The 20,033-nt window shown below is 47.7% G+C and carries 19 protein-coding genes; 8 read left to right on the top strand and 11 right to left on the bottom strand.

Annotated elements, in window-relative coordinates; all coding sequences use genetic code 11:
• Positions 1-23: 23 nt before the first annotated feature.
• From GO493_RS25325 to GO493_RS25305, 5 genes are read right to left on the bottom strand one after another with little or no spacing between them, the layout of a single operon-like run.
• Positions 24-1,058 carry a LysM peptidoglycan-binding domain-containing protein gene (locus tag GO493_RS25325; RefSeq protein WP_157309027.1) on the bottom strand — a complete coding sequence of 345 codons (1,035 nt, stop codon included), beginning with the start codon at positions 1,056-1,058 and terminating at the stop codon, positions 24-26.
• 43 nt (positions 1,059-1,101) lie between these two features.
• Entirely contained in the window at positions 1,102-2,493 is a 1,392-nt protein-coding gene (locus GO493_RS25320; RefSeq protein WP_157309026.1) for a methyltransferase RsmF C-terminal domain-like protein, read from the bottom strand.
• 48 nt (positions 2,494-2,541) lie between these two features.
• Positions 2,542-3,936, bottom strand: a complete 1,395-nt coding sequence (locus GO493_RS25315) for an NAD(P)(+) transhydrogenase (Re/Si-specific) subunit beta (RefSeq protein WP_157309025.1) — start codon at positions 3,934-3,936, stop codon at positions 2,542-2,544.
• 6 nt (positions 3,937-3,942) lie between these two features.
• A complete protein-coding gene (locus tag GO493_RS25310) occupies positions 3,943-4,257 on the bottom strand; it encodes an NAD(P) transhydrogenase subunit alpha (protein ID WP_157309024.1) in 315 nt (104 codons plus the stop codon).
• A 19-nt stretch (positions 4,258-4,276) separates the two neighbouring features.
• Positions 4,277-5,407 carry a Re/Si-specific NAD(P)(+) transhydrogenase subunit alpha gene (locus tag GO493_RS25305; protein ID WP_157309023.1) on the bottom strand — a complete coding sequence of 377 codons (1,131 nt, stop codon included), beginning with the start codon at positions 5,405-5,407 and terminating at the stop codon, positions 4,277-4,279.
• Between the two features lie 130 nt (positions 5,408-5,537).
• Between GO493_RS25305 and GO493_RS25300 the strand changes: the two genes are divergently transcribed.
• Positions 5,538-6,995 carry a baeRF7 domain-containing protein gene (locus GO493_RS25300; protein ID WP_157309022.1) on the top strand — a complete coding sequence of 486 codons (1,458 nt, stop codon included), beginning with the start codon at positions 5,538-5,540 and terminating at the stop codon, positions 6,993-6,995.
• A gap of 42 nt (positions 6,996-7,037) precedes the next feature.
• Here GO493_RS25300 and GO493_RS25295 read toward each other — a convergent pair whose 3' ends face one another.
• From GO493_RS25295 to hemH, 5 genes are read right to left on the bottom strand one after another with little or no spacing between them, the layout of a single operon-like run.
• Entirely contained in the window at positions 7,038-7,814 is a 777-nt protein-coding gene (locus GO493_RS25295) for an Fpg/Nei family DNA glycosylase (protein ID WP_157309021.1), read from the bottom strand.
• Positions 7,815-7,822: 8 nt separating this feature from the next.
• Positions 7,823-8,509 (bottom strand): hypothetical protein, encoded by a 687-nt coding sequence (locus tag GO493_RS25290; RefSeq protein ID WP_157309020.1) that lies wholly within the window; start codon positions 8,507-8,509, stop codon positions 7,823-7,825.
• 4 nt (positions 8,510-8,513) lie between these two features.
• Positions 8,514-9,251, bottom strand: a complete 738-nt coding sequence (locus GO493_RS25285; RefSeq protein WP_157309019.1) for a DUF72 domain-containing protein — start codon at positions 9,249-9,251, stop codon at positions 8,514-8,516.
• 35 nt (positions 9,252-9,286) lie between these two features.
• The gene (hemG, locus tag GO493_RS25280; RefSeq protein ID WP_157309018.1) at positions 9,287-10,615 is read right to left on the bottom strand and encodes a protoporphyrinogen oxidase; all 1,329 of its coding nucleotides are present in this window, start codon (positions 10,613-10,615) and stop codon (positions 9,287-9,289) included.
• 15 nt (positions 10,616-10,630) lie between these two features.
• On the bottom strand, positions 10,631-11,662 hold the full coding sequence (gene hemH / locus GO493_RS25275; RefSeq protein ID WP_157309017.1) for a ferrochelatase: 1,032 nt from the start codon (positions 11,660-11,662) through the stop codon (positions 10,631-10,633).
• 244 nt (positions 11,663-11,906) lie between these two features.
• Here hemH and hemA point away from each other — a divergent pair, with 244 nt between their 5' ends.
• Genes hemA through hemL form a run of 7 tightly spaced genes read left to right on the top strand, consistent with a single transcriptional unit; the run spans position 11,907 to position 19,146 of the window.
• Positions 11,907-13,160, top strand: a complete 1,254-nt coding sequence (gene hemA, locus GO493_RS25270) for a glutamyl-tRNA reductase (RefSeq protein ID WP_157309016.1) — start codon at positions 11,907-11,909, stop codon at positions 13,158-13,160.
• 3 nt (positions 13,161-13,163) lie between these two features.
• Entirely contained in the window at positions 13,164-14,087 is a 924-nt protein-coding gene (hemC, locus tag GO493_RS25265; protein ID WP_157309015.1) for a hydroxymethylbilane synthase, read from the top strand.
• Positions 14,074-14,886: a uroporphyrinogen-III synthase gene (locus GO493_RS25260; RefSeq protein ID WP_157309014.1), complete on the top strand. Its 813-nt coding sequence runs from the start codon at positions 14,074-14,076 to the stop codon at positions 14,884-14,886. Before hemC ends, GO493_RS25260 begins: the two co-directional genes overlap by 14 nt.
• Positions 14,883-15,908, top strand: coding sequence for a uroporphyrinogen decarboxylase (hemE, locus tag GO493_RS25255; protein ID WP_157309013.1), 1,026 nt, complete (start codon positions 14,883-14,885; stop codon positions 15,906-15,908). Before GO493_RS25260 ends, hemE begins: the two co-directional genes overlap by 4 nt.
• Before the next feature lies 1 nt (position 15,909).
• Positions 15,910-16,821: an oxygen-dependent coproporphyrinogen oxidase gene (gene hemF / locus GO493_RS25250; protein ID WP_157309012.1), complete on the top strand. Its 912-nt coding sequence runs from the start codon at positions 15,910-15,912 to the stop codon at positions 16,819-16,821.
• 25 nt (positions 16,822-16,846) lie between these two features.
• On the top strand, positions 16,847-17,812 hold the full coding sequence (gene hemB, locus GO493_RS25245; RefSeq protein WP_157309011.1) for a porphobilinogen synthase: 966 nt from the start codon (positions 16,847-16,849) through the stop codon (positions 17,810-17,812).
• A gap of 41 nt (positions 17,813-17,853) precedes the next feature.
• Complete coding sequence (hemL, locus tag GO493_RS25240) at positions 17,854-19,146, top strand: glutamate-1-semialdehyde 2,1-aminomutase (protein ID WP_157309010.1); 1,293 nt, start codon at positions 17,854-17,856, stop codon at positions 19,144-19,146.
• A gap of 61 nt (positions 19,147-19,207) precedes the next feature.
• Here hemL and GO493_RS25235 read toward each other — a convergent pair whose 3' ends face one another.
• Complete coding sequence (locus GO493_RS25235; protein ID WP_157309009.1) at positions 19,208-20,005, bottom strand: carboxylesterase family protein; 798 nt, start codon at positions 20,003-20,005, stop codon at positions 19,208-19,210.
• Between the last annotated feature and the right edge of the window lie 28 nt (positions 20,006-20,033).

The following is a 20,033-nucleotide window of genomic DNA, read 5'->3' as shown; positions in this document are numbered from 1 at the left end:
TAACCTGCGACCAGCTTAAGTAATTAATCTTCGTAGCTGAGATTACAGTAGAATTTCGCTTCATTGGTTCCCAGAGCTTCCAGTGCGGAATCGCTGAGTTTAATGATAAGTCCTTCGTTCTGTTTTATCTGCGGAATAGCTTCCAGTACTTTTGCGTAAATAGACCTGCCGTTCAGCGGGTTGGTCACTTTAATGATAGTACCTCTTGGCGCTGTGTTATGCAGTGCATAATATTTTCCTGCTCCGGCGTTACTTTTAAACCATCCGCCGGGGCCTTTTTCAGATGTTACATTTTTGCCGCTGTTAGTCTGCTGATTGTAGATGGCTTCGAAAGAAGCACCTGCTGCGGGAGCAGGCTTACTTGTTTCAGCAGGTTTGGACGTCTCTGCCGGCGTATTGGTGGCAGGAGGCGGTGTGGACGGCTGTGTAGCCGGAGGCGTAGTTGTTGCCGGCGGTGTTGTTACTACAGGAGGCGCGGATTGTGTTGGCGCCGGTGTAGTTGATGCCGGAGGATTAGACGGATGTGTGGCAGGAGGCTGTGTAGAAGGCTGTGTGGGCGCCGGATTGGTTGCCACCGGTGCAGATGGAACAGATGGAGCAGGTGTTCCACCACCGCCTTTCAGCCAGCCTACGATCACATAGCTGTCTTTCTGCAGCCCATCGCCGGTCATTTTGTTCCAGTGACGGATATTGTCCAGCGACACTTTATTATGGTTCACGCTGAGGCGGTACAGGGTTTCTTTCTCTCCTACCTTATGGTATAGCGGGGTATATCCTGCGCCTACATCGCTTTTCTGTGAGAAGTTGTTATTGCTTAAGGGGATCTTCACCTGTTGTCCCAGCTGGAGGCCCTGTTCAAATGATATCTTGTTTTCACCCGCTATATCCTTGGGAGACACACTGTAGGACCTTCCGAGGCTGTAGAATGTTTCACCTTTTTTTACGGTGTGCAATACATACAGGTCCGGAGAGGTACCCTGCACCTCCAGCCTGTCCTGTGCCTGTACACCGGCTACACATAATACAAGTCCTGCAATTGTCATGAACGTTTTTACCATTACTACGCTGTTTATACCTTTTTCGGGTAACGAAATTAAAAATTTATACTTCTTTCAGAATACGGAGTTCTTTAGGATAGTAATTGTTGATACGGTTCGGTAAGATCTTCGCCCATCCGAGCGGCATACCTTCATAAATCATAAGCGCCCACCCTTTTATACTGGCCTGTACGACAGGATCTTCTTTTTTCAGGTAACGAAGCGCCTGTTCTCTGGTCAATGCTACCCGTGGTACGGCATGGGCGGTCAATGTGCTCATGGCCAGCTGGTGATCGGGCACCATTTCTTTAGCTGTTAACTGTCCTGCTTTTACACCAGCTTTCCGCAAATATAAGTGCTGTTGTAATAACGGCACAGCTGTTGCCATATTTTCCGGGAATAATAATACGTCCCTCTGGTGCTCCATCATAAACAGGCCATTGTCTGAAGTCAGCCATGGCAGTACTTTTTCCCTGTCTTTTTTAGATAACGGCGTTATGGTGTCCTTTTGTTTTTTAGCCGTCCAGATCTCTCCTGCTGTTTTGCGGTAACAGGTGATGAAGAAGCCTTCTCCCTTTACCTTGTCCGGATAGAACCGGTATCCTTCGGATTGTCTGCCGGCGGAAGTTTTCACGATATGCCAGTTGTCATTCAATGGTATGGGCACATTTTCGGCAGGGAAATTATCTTCTATCCATTCCATGATCGTTTCATCTTCTTCTCTTGAATAAGAGCACGTTGCATAGATCAGGATCCCGTTTTCCTTCAATGCCGGCCATACATCGGCCAGTATGCGCTGTTGCCGTTGGCTGCAGAGGGCTACGTTTTCCGGTGACCATTCCTGTACTGCTTCCGGCTCTCTGCGGAACAGTCCAGAGCCTGAGCAGGGCGCATCTACCACCATCACGTCAAAATACCCGGCAAGCCGGGCAAAATCGCGGGGGTCGTTGTTTGTCACCACTACGTTTGCGGCGCCCCATTTGCTGATATTATCCGCCAGGATAGCAGCCCTGGTTTTGATCACTTCATTGGATACCAGCATACTATCTGCGCTGATCAGAGATTGCAGCAAAGTGGACTTACCGCCTGGCGCCGCACAGAGGTCCAGTACTTTCAGCGGAGCAGACAGATCACATGCATGCCGCATCACCTGTTCCAGGAACATGGAAGACGCTTCCTGCACATAATATGCGCCGCCATGAAAGTTTGGGTCCAATGTGAAGGAAGGGCGTGTTGCCAGGTAATAACCGTACTCAGACCAGGGCACATGACCTGACTCTTCTTCCGTCAGTGAACACAGTACCTTTTGTACTGCATCTTCATCCTGTATTTTGGCAGGATTGATCCTGAGAGAGGTGATCTTTTCACCTGTGGCATGTACACGCAAAAAGGCTGCCAAATCCATGCCTGGCAGTCCTGATAAAGTATCTGTAAATGTTTTTGGTAAGTGATCCAACCCGCTTTTTGCGGCAAAATACTGAAATTTAGCCGATAGACCATGCGCTCAGATCTGCGCTATTTCTGCTACCAGCTGCTGTAACACATGTTTGGCGTCTCCGAAAAGCATGGAGGTTTTGGGTTGAAAAAAAAGATCGTTCTCTATCCCTGCGTAACCAGGTTTCATGCTGCGTTTATTTACAACTACCATCCTGGCATTCTCTACTTCCAGGATTGGCATACCGTAGATAGGGCTGGCGGGGTCTTTTTTTGCGGCGGGGTTAACAACATCATTGGCCCCCAGCACCAGCACAACATCGGTGGTGTTGAACTGACCGTTGGCCTGTTCCATTTCCAGCAGCTTTTCATAGGGCACGTCTGCTTCTGCCAGTAATACGTTCATATGTCCGGGCATACGTCCTGCTACGGGATGGATGGCATACCTTACTTCCACACCTCTTGCTTCCAGCAGGTTTTCCAGCTCGTGACAGGCATGCTGGGCCTGGGCCACGGCCAGCCCGTAACCGGGCACTATCATCACTTTATGGGCATAGGCCAGTACTACAGCCATATCGGCATTACTGATCTCCTTATAGGCTCCCTGCTCTTTTGCAGTGCCTCCTCCATGTGTTCCGCCAAAGGAGCCTATCAGCACATTTTTGAGGGAACGGTTCATGGCTTTGCACATCAGGATGGTAAGGATGCTGCCTGCTGATCCTACCAGGATACCGCCGGTCAGCATTACGGGATTATTATACAGGAAGCCGCCGCAGGCTGCTGCCACACCGGTGAATGAGTTAAGCAGGGAAATCACTACGGGCATATCGGCGCCGCCTATAGGTAATACAAAGAAGACCCCGTACACGAGGGATAACAGCAGGATCAGGGCAAACAGTATTCCTGTAAACGGAGGCTGTGCAGCTATGACATACACTGACAGTATCAGCATCACTGCCAGTAATGAGATGTTGAAGATATGCTGACCGCCAAAGGTGATATCTTTGATATTCCCGTTCAACTTTCCCCATGCGATGACAGATCCGGCAAAAGATACTGCGCCGATGATCAGTCCTGCGAAAACGATCAGCAGCTGCAGATGGTCGATCTCAACGCCTCCGGAAAATGCCCGTATCATGTGGTTGAACTCTACTACGGAGATCAGCGCTGCACAGGCGCCGCCCATGCCATTGAAGAGGCTTACCATTTCGGGCATAGCGGTCATCTTTACACGTTTGGCGGAAAGAAAACCTATTACGCCACCGATCAGCAAACCTGCTGTGATCCAACCGTAATTACGCAAATGCCGGCCATTGTGCTCATACAGGAAAATGGTCCCTAATATTGCCAGGGTCATACCGGCTGCTGCCACTGCATTTCCCCGGCGTGCAGTAGCCGGGTTGCTCAGCATCTTTAATCCTACAATGAATGTAACAGAGCCTGTCAGATAAATCAGTGATAGCATATCAGATTATTTGGTCTTCTTTGACTTGAACATTTCAAGCATACGGTCTGTCACTACGAATCCGCCTACTACATTCAGCGTTCCCAGTATTACTGCCAGGAAACCGAGGATGAGCGCGAGGTAATTATCTGCCTCTGCCTGTCCCATTACAATAATGGCCCCGATGATCACTACGCCGTGTATGGCATTGGCGCCGCTCATCAATGGGGTATGCAGTACGGAGGGTACGCGGGAAATCACTTCTACGCCAAGGAAGATGCTCAGGATAACAACGTAGGTCAGTTCCAGGTGGGCCTGGATAAAGGAAAGAATAACATTCATAACAGGAAGATTTTATTGATCAGATCTTCATCTTATCAGCTTGTTGTAACCGCTCGTATGTGATGGCGCCACTATGTGTGATACAGGCCCCTTTCACAATATCGTCAGAAAAATTCAGCACCGGTTCACCGTCTTTTATTAACAACTGTAAAAAGTTGAAGATGTTCTTTGCATAAAGTTTGCTGGCATCTGCCGGCATGGAAGAGGGCAGGTTAGAATCGCCGATGATGGTCACTCCCTGCTGTTGCACGGTTTCATTATTCTTCGTCCATGCGGTGTTCCCTCCGCTGGAGGCTGCAAGATCTACTATCACGGAACCGGGGCGCATGGTTTCCAGCATTTCCTTTGTAACCAGCAGGGGCGCTTTTTTGCCTGGTATCTGGGCCGTGGTGATCACAATATCCGCTTTGGCAATGCTGGCCGCGATTTTCTCCTGTTGCCTGCGCTGGTATTCCGTTGTCTGCTCTACAGCATACCCACCTGCCGCAGACACATCGGCGGCGCCTTCCACATCGATAAAACGTGCCCCGAGGCTCATCACTTCTTCTTTTACTGCCGGTCTTGTATCAAATACCTCAACTACCGCGCCTAAACGGCGTGCGGTAGCTATTGCCTGCAATCCGGCCACGCCTGCGCCCAATATCAGCACTTTTGCGGGAGCAATACTGCCGGCTGCGGTCATGAACATGGGAAAATACCGGCTGTAGCTGGTTGCTGCCAGCAGCACTGCTTTATAACCGGCAATATTGGCCTGAGAGCTGAGTACGTCCATACTCTGTGCCCGTGTAGTTCGTGGAACGGTATCCAGGCTGAATGTAGTGAGCTGCCTGGACGCCCACTGCTCCATCAGTCCGGTGTTGTACAATGGCTGATATATGCCTGCCAGTATCTTTCCCGGCGGCACCATTTCCCACAGCGTTCTCTGGGGAGCCTGAATGCTTAGAATGATATCCGCTTCCTGTATAATAGCGGTTGCGGGTTTGATAACAGCTCCTGCCTGTATATAGGTACTATCAGGATAAAATGCACGGGCGCCCGCATCTTCCTCTATCCAGACTGTCACTCCCTGTTTACCTAATTGCTTCACTATATCCGGCACTAAAGAAACCCTGTTTTCTCCTGGTTGTTCTTTTAGGACCCCTGCAATCATCAGATGGAATTTATATACTGAATTTACGGTAGTTTTCTGATATATGGAGCGTTATAGTAGTGTCTGTTTTGGCCGGATTGGCAGGATATTGGTGTACAGCTTTATTTTAAGCCATTTAAAAAACTCAGATATGGGAAAAGACAGGAACGGACGGTTCATCCCGATAAAAGGGAAGCCCTCCGGCAGCGGAAAAGAAGGTTTAGGCTTAAGGCCCTCCATTAGCCCGGAAGCATTAAAGCAGGACGAAGCGATGACCGAAAAATATACAACAGGTCCTGACCAGCTTGCCCCCGGCATCCATGTAAGACATCCTAACAGGGATACCGCCAAAAAGGCTTCACAGCAACAGGAAAATAAGCGGGAAGCCCCGGCAGATAAGACTGTTGAAGAGACATTTGCGGGAGAACGGCCGGCTATCCGGACAGAAGAAATATCACAGCGCCTGAATAAAGCGCTTTTTGCAGAACTGGCATCTGTCAGCACAGACCTATGCCTGAGCATTTACCTTCCAACGCATGCTTCCGGTAAGGAAGTTAACGAAAAACAGGACGCTATCCTGTTTAAAAGTATGTTACAGAAAGCACAGAAAATGCTGGAAGGAAAGCAAACAGACACATCCACTATTCAGCGGCTGTTGCAACCGGGTTATGAGCTGTTGAGGGATGACGCTTTCTGGCGGCAGCAGCAACAGGGACTGGTATGTTTTATTACAAAGGATGCTTTTCGTTTTCTGCGTGTGCCTGTGACCGTGAATGAGCATGTTTACTGCAATAATCATTTTATGCTGACGCCGTTATTGCCTGTACTAACAAAGGAAGAACAGTTTTATCTGCTGGTGTTCAGCAAGCACCATGCTCAGCTCTACCTGGCAGATGCTTTTGGTATGCAGCCTGTAGAAGTGGAAGGAATGCCGGATGGAATTGCGGATGTTGTACATTTTGAGGAAAAAGGTAACCAGATGTTGTTCAGAACAGGTAGCTCCGGAGCCGGGGAAGGGGCCAATTATCATGGTATGAACTCCAACCCGGACCATAAAACTGATATTGCCCTTTACCTGGAAGAGGTAGATAAAACTGTCTGGAAGGAAGTGTTGTACGATAAACATATTCCTTTAATGCTGGCGTCGGTAGATTACCTGCAGCCTATTTACAGGAAAGTATCCCGCTATCAATATATTTCAGATGAAGCGCTGACAGGAAATTATGAGCATGAGAACATGCAGGAGATATACAGACAGGCAAAAGAGAAGATGCAGCCATATTTTGATCAGCGCCTGTTGCAGGCTATTGAAAAATACAATAATGGTTCGGCCTCTGCACTTACTGCTTCTATACCGGATGATGTTATCCGTGCAGCATCTTACGGACAGGTAGATAACCTGTTTGTTCAGAAAGACGGTACTTTATGGGGTACGTTCGATGTAACAACCGATCAGCTGGACATTCATGATGAGGAGCAACCGGGAGATGAGTGCCTGTTGAACAATGTGATTGTGCAAACCATCTTACATAATGGGAATGTCTTTCTTGTTGACAAAGAGAGGATGCCTGCAGAAAGCCAGATGGCAGCGTCTCTCCGCTATGCATAAAATAGCAGGAAAGGCAGGTGACATGCCTGCCTTTCCTTATTATTATTCATACAGTTCCTGTTCGTCCGTGTAATATGTTTTCCTTCCGCCTATTTCTTTCTGTTCAATTGCGGCACCGGAAGGGCTATGTGTTTGTTTGGAATTGTGGATCTTCATGAAGTCCCTCACCTCTCCTGCTATAATATCAGGATGTTCCTTCCTGATCTGCTTCTCAGCGTTCTTCAGTACTTTTTTGATTGAGTGTGCCAGGGCTTTAATCTTTTCTGCCGGTATCTTATTACAAACGGAGAAAGGAGAAATGCCAGCATCCCATAATATTTCATCTGCATAAGCATTGCCTATGCCACGTATTATATGCTGATCGAGCAGTACTTTTTTGATCAGGGTACGTTTGTTTTTGCACTGGTCTTTCAGGTATGTTTCTGTCAGTTCATCTGATAAAGCATCCGGGGCATTTTTCTCTTCCGGGTTCAGGGAGGGATTGGCTGCGCCCTGAAAATCTGTGAGCGCAAGGCCGGTGCCGTCTTCAAAAAGAAGCTCTGTGACGGTATGTTTATTTGTATTTTTCTCTTCAAAAAAATAGAGCTTTCCATGCAGCATGAGATGCATTCCCATGATCTCTTTATTATCAAATTTAAAGCGCAGCTCTTTGCCTTCCCGGTATACTTTATCCAATGTTGCGCCTTTCAGGGCTTTTTTAAAACTGGCAGCGCTGTCTTTTGCTTTCTTTGAATGAACGGTAACATCGGTCAGTACTTTGCCTGACAATTTTTTGTCAAGGTTGTGACTGAATACCTGCAGGTCTGGTAGCTCGGGCATATTGTTAATTATTTATAGGATGAAATGATGGCTTCTCCTATAGCTTTGACAAATTTTTTATCTTCCACACCGTCTATTTTCCATCCGTTCTTCATTCGCCGTATGATACCCATACTGGCATCGTTCAGGATAATATCCAGTTCTTCACAGATACCGTCATGACAAGTTTGTCCGATAGGAATAGCCTCGCCAATATACTCTTTTTCGTTGTAGGTAAAATCAAGTGGAATGGGGTCTTTTTCCAGCTGACCGATGATCTCTTTCAGAAAATCAATGAGGTGTTTACGCTGGGTTTTGGATGAAATGCTCCATTTCTGTTTATCTGCCCGTTTGTGGGCCAGTTTGAGTTTCAGGCCGGACATAGAAGTTGTATAGTCGTTCGCATTCAGTTTGCGTACATTCTGATGGGACATAATATACCAGTGATATTCTGTTCCTACAGGCACTCCCGAGCCTTCCGGCGCATGTCCTGCCCTGCGTTTGGTAACAGCGTAAGATATTTCCCAGAGGTCAGGCGTTATCTTTGTTTCTTTCCATACGCCTGCATCGTAGTTCCACTTATGGCTACGGCCTATTTTCATGCCGGTATACTGCCGTCCTTTAAATTCTTTAAACTCGTTGTATGTTTCAGACAGGTCTTTCTTTATTGTTTTCTTACGCGCAGGCGCGGTCTTTTTCCTGGTAACTGTTTTCATAAATTTATGTTTTTGTCAGTTCTGCCAGTGTCCCGGCATTTTCAATAGCATATGCGTTTCCATCGTTGTTGAAGAATACCCAGATAGTGTGTCCTTCTTCACTCCATTGCAGCATTTTACCTGCATATTTTTTAAGTGCCCTGTTATCATAAGACTTTGCATAGGAGCCATCAGGACCATGAAAACGTATGTAAATGTGCCTGGCTGTAACAAACTCTCCATAGGGCCAGCGATTGCCGGATTCCGCTATTACAAAGGCGATCTTATATTTTTCCAGCAAGGCGATGGCATTCTCTTCCAGCCAGGTATCATGGCGGGGTTCCAGCGCAAAAGTATACCCTTTGTACTGGCGGAGCACTTCAAAGAAATGTGCTACTTTCTCTTCATGAAAAGCCAGTGTGGGAGGTAGTTGCAATAATACAGGGCCTAAGCTTTTGTGAATGGGGTCAAAGATCTCAAAGAAGCGGGGTAATGTTTCTTCAGGGTCGTTCAGTTTTTTAATGTGGGTAATATACCTGCTTATTTTTGGGCAGAAACGGAAACGTGTGTTCACTGTTTCTGCCCATTTTTTTATTGTGGAAGGTTTTGGTAAATGGTAGAAGCTGGTATTGATCTCTGCAGTTTGAAAATGATCTGCATAATATGCGAGATATTCTACTGGTTTCAGATCTGCCGGATAGAAGCGTTCTTTCCAGTGTTTATAACTCCAGCCTGATGTACCGATGTGGATCTTTCCTGCCATGATAAAAATGGCAAAAAAAGCGTGCCAACTAAATATCAGGAGTATTGCCTGGCGGCCTGTATAATAGCCGGTACGGCCACGCCTGTTACATAGTTACCGGCTATTCTTATACCGGGATATCTTTCTTCAAATATCCTGATCTGTTCCCTGATCTGCGCAAATCCTACGTTCAACTGGGGAATAGCTTTCTTCCATTCACTGAAGAGCTGGAATACGGGCGGCTGCTGCAATTGCAATATTTCCATGAATTCCTTTATGATCTGCTGTTGCAGGCGTTCACCATCCATTTGTTTAAAGAGGTGTTCCTGCATGGCGCCGCCAACGAAGATGGTGAACAGCACTTTACCCTGCGGGGCACGTGAAGGGAAAATGGCAGAGTTGCAGATAGCGCCCAGGAAATGTTTACCTGCGGCATGAGGTATCAGGAAGCCGAAGCCTGCCGGCATTTTTTCCAGGGCTTCTTCACCAAAGGCAAGGTGTAATACGCCCATATGAGGATAGTGAATGCCGTTCAGCATACCGGCCAGTACAGGGTCCATATTCTGAATAAATGCAGCAGTGGTATAAGCCGGTGTGGTGAAGATCACCCTGCCGGCATTCAGTACGCCCGGGTTGCCGTTCTCATTATATTGGACGATGTAACCGGAAGTGTCTCTGACAATTCCTGTGATGGCGCAGTTAAGCCGTATACAGCCAGTCAGTAAAGCTGCCAGTTTATTGGGTAAGGTCTGGTTGCCGCCTTTGAAAGCGATGATCTTCCGGCCGCCCATGGACTGTTTGTTCTTCATCAATCCTTTGGTAACGCTGCCATATTCTTTTTCCCATTTGGGCAGCATGGGCAGGACTTCCTGTATGGATAAGAGGTCGGGGTTGCCTGCATAGATGCCTGACAATACCGGTTCAAACAGGTATTCTGCTATTTCTGCACCGAAGCGGCGGGTTACGAAGGAGGTAACAGACTCTTCTGTGACGGCAGGTATGCTTTTGCGGAACTGTTCGGTGAATAGTCGCCATTTGGCGCTGCCGCTCACATATTTCGATCTGATTATTTTCAGGGGATGGGGGGATATGGCATGTAGCTGGTTATTCCTTACCAGGAAGCGGTTCTTACTTACTGCCGACGCTTCCATCATTTCATTTTCCAGTCCTATTTCCCTGATAAATGCCAGTACATCCTGGGATGCGGCGAGGGAGTTAGGGCCTGCATCCAGCTCATAACCGTCTTTGTGGAGGGAGGTGATCAGGCCGCCTGTGCGGGGTCCTGCTTCCAGGATCTCGTAGGGGATTCCTTTTTTCTGTAGCTCATACGCAATGCTAAGCCCGGCAATGCCGGCGCCAGCAATGATAACAGGTCTTGTATCCATGGTTTCTTAAATAGGTCAGGATTGAGACGTGCCCAACCACTTCACCACAGCCTGTACCCATAAGGGGTGTACATTCAGGCAGGGTATCATGGTAAAGCTGTCGCCACCGCTCTTGATAAAACTGTGCTTGCCTTCAACTGCTATTTCCTCTAATGTTTCCAGGCAGTCAGACACGAAGGCCGGGCAGGATACCAGCAGGCGTTTTACGCCTTGCTTTGGCAATTCTTCCAGTTTTGCGGCCGTGTAAGGTTTCAGCCATTCTTCCCTTCCCAGGCGGGACTGGAATGATACGCTCCACTTCTCACGCGGTATTTTCAGTTTTTCCGCCACCAGTTCTGAAGTGATATGGACCTGGTGACGATAGCAGAATTCGTGTGCAGGAGAGGCTACATGGCAGCAATCATCTACCTGCAGGCAATGTTTTCCTGTAATATCTCCCTTTCGTATGTGCCTTTCCGGTACACCGTGGTAGCTGAATAACAGGTGATCGAAATCCTGCTCCACATATGGGCGCATGCTTTCTGCCAATGCGTTGATATAATCCGGCTGATCATAATAAGGAGGTATGATGGTCAGTTTAAAATTATATCCCTTTTTCTTATGTACTGCCTTTGCATGTTCTACTGCTGTCTCGTAGGAGGACATGGCATAGTGCGGGTATAATGGCAGCAGTACCACTTCTTTCAGCCCGGGGTTCTGTGCCAGTAACCGTTCATATGCGTATTCCTGGGAGGGATTGCCATAGCGCATGGCTATCTCTACCGGCATTTGCAGATCATGCTGTACGGCGTTTTGTAATTGTTTTGTCAGTACTATTAACGGAGAGCCATCTTCCCACCAGATAGACTGGTAGGCCTCTGCTGATTTAGGCGCACGCCTGGGCACGATGATGCCCCTGATCAGTAATAAACGGAACAGATAGGGGTAATCAATTACCCGTTTGTCCATCAAAAACTCATTGAGATAACGCTTTACATCGGGTACAGCCGTAGAATCCGGCGAGCCGAGGTTCATCAGGATGATCCCTACATCAGATTTAGCTTCCATTCCTATACTTAAAATTGTTGCAAATGTAACAGGTTATCTGTGCTGCAAATGTCATACAATTGTTGAATTAAAGTAATAATCATCTATTCATCCATAGATAATTTCTATCAGCCTCCAAACTGATAAAAATCATTTTTCCGCATCACTTATTACCAGCAGCAGAAATGACACACTAATGACAGCCTGATGCCTGTAGTTGCGGTCTATGCAAGTATTTTTGCACCCGGAAGCTTATAAGTAAAACATGCAGGGTAGTCATTCAAAAGATATAGCCCATTTTCATATCGTTGGCATCAACTATAAGAAAACAGACGCTGCTATAAGAGGGTCATTTGCAATAAATCAGGCGCAATACCAGCATTTACTGGACAATGCCAAATCCTTATACCTGGACGATATATTCGTACTCTCCACTTGTAACAGGACTGAGATCTATGGCTTTGCCGATGATCCGCAACAGCTGATAGAACTGGTGTGTAAAGAAACTGAAGGAGATTGTAACCTGTTCAGCCAGCTGTCCTATGTTAAATCGGGGGAAGAGGCGATCAAACATCTGTACCAGGTAGGTACCGGGCTGGATTCACAGATCCTGGGCGATTATGAAATAATAGGCCAGATACGTACCGCAACGAAATTTGCCAAAACAAACGGTTGCCTGGGCGGGTTCCAGGAACGACTGGTGAACAGTGTATTGCAGGTATCCAAACTGATCAAGAACGAAACGTCTCTCAGTGCAGGCACGGTATCTGTTGCTTTTGCGGCTGTAAGGCTGCTGGAACATAAAGTGCCGGACATACTTCAGAAGAAAATACTGCTGACCGGTGTAGGCAAGATAGGCCGCAACACTATCAAGAACATGATAGATTACCTGGGCGTTCAGCAGATTACACTGGTAAACCGCACAGCTAAAGTAGCAGAAGATTTTGCAGGTCAGCACGGACTTCGTTTTGCGCCATATGAACAACTGGAGCAGGAGCTGAAAGCGGCAGATATCATACTGGTAGCATCAAACGCGCCGGAACCGACTGTGCTGCCGTCTCACTTTGAAGGCTCTACGCCCAAGCTGATCATCGACCTGTCTATTCCGTTCAATGTAGATCCTGCTGTGAGAGAGCTGTCTCATATAGAGCTGGTGAACGTGGATGAACTTTCTAAAATACAGGACGAAACGCTGCAGATGCGCCAGCAGGAAGTGCCTAAGGCGCTTGTTATCATAGAAGAGCATATGAACGAGTTCCTCTACTGGTACAAAATGCGTAAGCATGCAGTGGTACTGAAAGCAGTGAAGGATAAGCTGACGGAGATGCATACCAAGGAAATACAACAACAAAAGAACGGCGCACAATATAAGCTTGAAGACATTGAAGCTGTCTCGTCCCGCATCATCCAGAAAATGATCAACCTGATGGCCGGGAAAGTGCGCCGGGAAGCAGATAAAAGTGATCAGTATATCGCTATGATCAACGATATATTTGAAACAGGCGTTAATCAGGAATAATTCATGAACAAAGAAATCAGGATAGGTACAAGAGAAAGCCAGCTGGCACTCTGGCAGGCTAACAAGGTAAAAGACCTGCTGGAAGCGCAGGGATATACAACAACGCTGGTGCCTATCAAAAGCGAGGGAGATATAGACCTCGTCACTCCTCTTTATGAGATAGGCGTACAGGGTATCTTCACTAAAAGCCTGGACCTGGCGCTGCTCAACAACCGCATAGACATTGCCGTTCACTCACTGAAAGACGTTCCCACACAACTGCCCAAGGGCATTATACAGGCTGCAGTACTGGAAAGGGGCCCTGTAAAGGACCTGCTGGTATATAAGCAGGATACTTCTTTTCTTGAACAGGAAGGCTATATTGCCAATATTGCTACCAGCAGTGTAAGGCGTAAAGCACAATGGCTGCGGAGATTTCCCCAGCACCAGATACATAACCTGCGTGGTAATGTGAATACCCGTCTGCAGAAGCTGGCGGCAGAGAACTGGGACGGCGCCATCTTTGCCGCTGCCGGACTTGAAAGGATCAATGTACGTCCTCCGCAATCAACAGAGCTGGACTGGATGTTACCAGCACCTGCGCAGGGCGCTGTGGTAGCCGTATGCCGTGAGGACGACGACTTCTGCAAACAGGCCTGCGCCCCGCTGAATCACCTGCCTACTGCACTGGCCACCCGCATTGAAAGAGATTTCTTACGTACGTTGATGGGCGGCTGCACCACCCCTATCAGTGCGTATGCTCATATAGAAAATGAAACCGTTCACTTTTCAGGAGAACTATGCAGCCTTGACGGGCAACAGATGTTTTCTGTGATGGAACAGGCGCCCCTGGAACAGGCGGGCCTTATAGGTAAAGCTGCTGCAGAAAAGGTCCTGTCAGAAGGCGGTGATAAAATAGTTGCACAGATCAGGAATGCCATTAAATAAGCGATATCGTATACTAAGCACCAAAGATGTTGATTCCCGTCTTATAGAACTGGCCGGGGCTCAGGGCTTCGATATCATTCCGCAATCATTCATTAACATAAGGCCTCTCATTACGGATGACCTGAAAGACAGATTGCACCAGCTACTGCAGCAAAAGATATATGCAGTATTTACCAGTGCCAATGCGGTGAATACCATTGCACAGCATTACCTGCAGCCGGATGGAAAATTCTACTATGGCGACTGGGCATCATTTCCACCCAATGTGACAGAGAAATATGTGAATGAATGGAAAAAAGGCGGCTTTTATTCACCCGGCTGGGATACTTTCTGCCTGGAAGGCGCTACACAGGGAGCCGTAAAAGACGCCGGGATAAACTGCCGTATCAAAGCCACGGGCACAAAGGCAGCAGACCTGGCACAAAAAATAATAAACCAGGGAGATATTACTTCTGTAGTATTTTTCTGTGGTAATAAACGACGGGGAGAATTACCGGACATGCTCAGGCAGCATGGCATCAGCGTGGAAGAAGTAGTGGTGTATGAAACAACAGAAACACCGGCTATTTCAACAGAAGATTATGACGGTATCTTTTTCCTCAGTCCCAGTGCAGTGAACAGCTTTTTTTCAGTGAACCGGATATCCCGGCATACTGTCTGTTTTTCCATTGGCCCGACCACTGCCACTGCCCTACAGGATTATACTGATAATAAAATTATTACAAGCACCGGCCCCAGCATGTCTGAACTGGTGCAGACAGCAATATTTTATTTTAACAACATCAACTGCTACGAATGAGTGCTTTAAAGAATGACCTTTTACTGAGAGCTTTACGCGGAGAAACAACAGAACGTACTCCTGTATGGATGATGCGCCAGGCCGGCCGTTATCTGCCTGACTACATCAAACTGAGGGAAAAATACTCCTTCTTTGAACGTTGCATGAATCCTGAGCTGGCTACAGAGATCACTGTTATGCCGGTACACCAGGTAGGCGTTGATGCTGCTATCATCTTTTCAGATATCCTTGTTGTGCCACAGGCTATGGGCATGGAAGTACAGCTGATAGAAAAGATAGGTCCCGTACTGCCGGACCCTGTTAAAAGTGCTGAAGACCTGAAGAAACTCTGTGTACCTGATGTAAAGGATAAACTGAACTATGTATTTGAGGCGCTGAGCCTTACCAAAAAAACGCTGGCAGGCGCCGTTCCTCTTATAGGATTTGCAGGCGCTCCGTGGACCCTGCTCTGCTACATGGTACAGGGCAAAGGTTCCAAGACCTTTGACGCTGCCAAAGCATTCTGCTACCAGCAACCTGAAGTAGCGCACCAGCTGCTCCAGATGCTTACCGATACTACTATTGCCTACCTGAAGGAGCAAACTAAGGCCGGCGCTGACCTGGTACAGATATTTGATTCCTGGGGAGGCCTGCTCAGCCCGGAAGATTTTGAGAACTTCTCCCTACGTTACATGCGCCAGATAGTGGCAGCGCTGAAAGACACCTGCCCTGTCATCATGTTTGCAAAAGGCGCCTGGTTTGCGCTGGAAGAGATGGCGGCTACCGGCGCCCATGGACTGGGTATTGACTGGGGCATACAGCCTGCCCGTGCAAGGCAGTTTGCAGGCAATAATGTTACCCTGCAGGGTAACTTTGACCCGGCCAAGTTGCTGGCGCCAATACCGGAGATCAAAAAAGCGGTGAAGGAAATGCTGAACGGATTTGGAGGCTACCGTCATATTGCCAACCTCGGTCATGGTATTCTGCCCAATGTACCGGTAGATCATGCCAGGGCTTTTGTTGACACCGTTAAAGAACACTAAGATGAGCATCAAAGACGATTTTATTTCCCTCATTCACCGCCTGCAGGATGATATCTGCACGGCGCTGGAAAATATAGATGGCAAAGCGCGTTTCCGTGAAGACCGCTGGGAACGCCCTGGCGGCGGTGGCGGTAAATCGCGCGTAATTGCTGACGGTAATGTTTTTGAAAAAGGCGGGGTTAACACCTCCATCGTGCATGGGGAACTGCCTGCAGTAATGGCCCAGCAGTTTGGCGTTACAGATGCCCAATTTATGGCCTGCGGCATATCCCTGGTCATACACCCGCTTAACCCTTTTGTGCCTACGGTACACGCTAATTTCCGGTATTTTGAGCTGTATGATGAGAAAGGCAGTCTCAAAGACAGCTGGTTTGGCGGCGGGGCCGATCTCACCCCTTACTACCTGGATGAACGGGATGGCGTCCACTTTCACCAGACATTTAAAAATGCCTGTGATCCTTTTGGAAAGGAGCTTTATCCGCAGTATAAAAAACAATGTGACGAATACTTTGTAAATAAGCACAGGAATAATGAAGCCAGAGGCATTGGCGGTATCTTTTATGACTACCTGCGTCCCAACGCTGAAAGAAGTGCACAACAGCTCTACAACTTTGCCAAAGCAAACGGTGAAGCTTTATTACAGGCCTATCTGCCTATTGTGGAGAGAACGAAAGACCGGCCCTATACAACGGCTGAAAAGGACTGGCAGGAATACAGGCGCGGACGCTATGTGGAGTTCAACCTGATACATGACAGAGGTACTCTTTTTGGTCTGAAAACCAATGGACGCATAGAATCTATTCTCATGAGCCTGCCGCCGAGAGCACGCTGGGAATATGATTACCATCCTGCACCGGGCAGCCGTGAAGCAGAATTGCTGGAATATCTTAAACCCAGGGAATGGGCCGTTTGATTTTAAAAGCTTAAACAGAAATACCATGATACGTAGAAACAGGATATTGAAAACTTCCTCCGCTATACGCGCTATAGTGGCAGAAACGATACTGACGCCCAGCGATTTTATTGCGCCGCTGTTCATCGTGGAAGGAGAAAATGTGAAAGAAGAGATCAGCTCCATGCCAGGTTATTTCCGTCATTCGCTTGACCTTACCGTGAAAGAAGTGAAAGAGCTATGGAGCATGGGTATTAAGTGTGTATTACTGTTCATTAAATGCCCTGACCATCTGAAAGATAATACCGGTAAGTCTGCAACAGATCCGAATGGTTTGATGCAGCGTGCTATAAAGGCCGTCAAGGATGCAGTTCCTGAGATAGTGGTGATGACAGATGTAGCGCTGGACCCTTATTCTTCTTACGGCCATGACGGCATTGTTGAGAACGGGGAGATAGTGAACGATGCTACGACAGAAGTACTGGCGCAGATGAGCCTTACCCATGCCCAGGCAGGAGCAGACTTTGTAGCCCCGAGCGATAAGATGGACGGCCGTACTGCGGCTATCCGCAGCATACTGGAACAGCACAGTTTTCCTAAAGTAGGTATCATGGCGTACAGCGCCAAATATGCTTCCTGCTTTTACGGGCCTTTCCGCGATGCGCTGGATTCAGCACCTGGTTTTGGGGATAAAAAGACCTACCAGCTGGATTTTGCCAATGCAAAGCAGGCGTTGAAGGAAACACTGATGGATGTTGACGAAGGGGCGGATATTGTAATGGTGAAACCTGCACTGGCTTATCTGGATGTGATCAGGACCATTAAAGACAGTGTTAACATACCTGTCAGCGCTTATCACGTAAGCGGTGAATACGCTATGATCAAAGCCGCCGCCAAAATGGGCTGGCTGGATGAAAATAAGGCTATCATCGAATCTCTTACCAGTATCAAAAGGGCTGGAGCAGATCTGATTGCCACTTACTTTGCAAAAGATGCGGTGCGATTATTGTAATTTTCCCCCTCATGCTTTCAGTTTAAATCATTATCTCAACCATGTACACGCAAAGCACATCATTATTTGAAAGGGCAAAAAAGCTCATCCCCGGTGGAGTAAACTCGCCCGTACGCGCATTCAAAGGAGTGGGCGGAACGCCTGTTTTCATGAAAAGCGCAAAGGGCGCTTACATGTACGATGTGGATGGCAACCGTTATATAGATTATATCAACTCCTGGGGCCCTATGATCATGGGTCATGCCTATGAGCCTGTCGTGAAGGCCATACAGGAATATGCCACATACTCTACTTCCTTTGGCGCTCCTACAGAACTGGAGATCAAAATAGCAGAGCTGATCATCAGCATGGTGCCTAATATTGAGCAGGTGCGTATGGTCAATTCCGGAACGGAAGCCTGTATGTCTGCCTTAAGGCTGGCAAGGGGTTATACCGGCCGTAATAAGTTCATCAAGTTTGAAGGTAATTACCACGGTCATGCTGATTCTTTCCTGGTCAGCGCGGGCAGTGGTGTAGCCACACTGGAAATACAATCCGTACCCGGCGTTACGCAAACCGTAGCTGCGGATACGCTGACCGCTCCTTATAATAATTTACCGGCTGTGGAAAAACTGGTGGAAGAACATCCGGACCAGATTGCTGCCATCATTGTAGAACCGGTAGCGGGGAACATGGGCTGTATCCTTCCACAGCAGGACTTTTTGCAAGGTCTGCGCAGTCTGTGTGATCAACATAATATCCTGCTCATTTTTGATGAAGTGATGACGGGTTTCCGCTTAGCACGCGGAGGAGCACAGGAGCTGTTCAATATTAAAGCAGATTTGGTTACCTTTGGCAAGATTATTGGCGCAGGTATGCCGGTGGGCGCCTTTGCCGGAAGTACGGAAATCATGGAACATGTAGCACCTGCGGGTAAAGTTTACCAGGCGGGGACATTAAGTGGCAATCCTATTGCCATGATAGCGGGTTATACATTATTGCAGACATTAAACGAAAATCCTGACATATACCGGCAACTTGCAGAAAAAGGTGCCTATCTGGCGGGAGGATTACAATCAGTGTTCAGTGCAGCTGGAATTGTGCACCAGGTGAACAGTCTGGGTTCTATGCTGAGTGTTCATTTTGCAGAATATCCGATCATTAATTTTGAATCAGCTTCCGGGGCCAACAATGAATTATTCAAACACTTTTTTCACGCTATGCTTGAACGTGGTATTTACCTGCCACCTTCTGCATTTGAAAGCTGGTTCCTGAGCAATGCGCTGACAACAGAAGATCTTGACGCTACTATCGCTGCAGCTAAAGCATCGATAGCGGTCATCACAAATAGTTAACAATTCAAATCCTGTGCAGAGTGGAAAAACGCCCCGGTCATGTGCCGGGGCGTTTTATATTTTATTTCTTTTTGTGAGAGAAGAGCCATGGCAACAATTCCGGTTCAGCAAAAGCATTATCCCAGCTGTTATGTCCTACACCGGGATATTCTGAATATTTTAGATCCGGGTTCTTTCCTTTTAAGGCATCATAGTAGTTCTTTGAGCCTGATACAGGTACAACATTATCTGCCGCGCCATGGAAGATCCATAGAGGCACTTTCTGAAAACGGGCGGCATTCTTTACATTACCCATACCGCAGATGGGGAAAGCTGCGGCCCAGGTAGAAGGATAACGGGCCAGCAGATCGAAAGTGCCCATTCCTCCTAATGACAATCCTCCCAGGTACACTCGTTTGCTGTCTATTTTACCTGTTTTCAGCAGGCTGTCCAGCAGCGACTTCACTAACCGGCCCGGAGTGGTCCCCCTGTCGGCAGCGTCAGAAAAGAGAATGTCTGTCACCTGTCCTGATGTATCTCTCTTTAACCTGAAAGGCGCCCAGGTAGAATCTTTAGGGCACTGCGGGAAGATCACGAAAGCAGGGAATTGCCTTCTGACAGAGTCTTTCAGAAACAGGCTGCCACCATGTAATAGCTGTGCTGCATTATCACTACCCCTCTCTCCTGCTCCATGCAGGAAGATGACCAGCGGATAGGCTTTTTGCACGTCATATCCTGCGGGTGTTAACATCCTGTAGCGAAGGGTATCATGACCGGTGATGTAGGTTTCGTAACTGTAGGTGCTGTAATCGGGAGTAGATTGGGCTTTTATACTGAGCTGCAGCAGGAGACATACAGCCAGGGCAAGAAAAGTTTTCATAATGGAATGTTTGCCTGTAAGATAAGCA

Source organism: Chitinophaga tropicalis (assembly GCF_009758205.1).
GTDB lineage: Bacteria > Bacteroidota > Bacteroidia > Chitinophagales > Chitinophagaceae > Chitinophaga > Chitinophaga tropicalis.
This window is presented reverse-complemented; position numbering and strand designations above follow the sequence as displayed.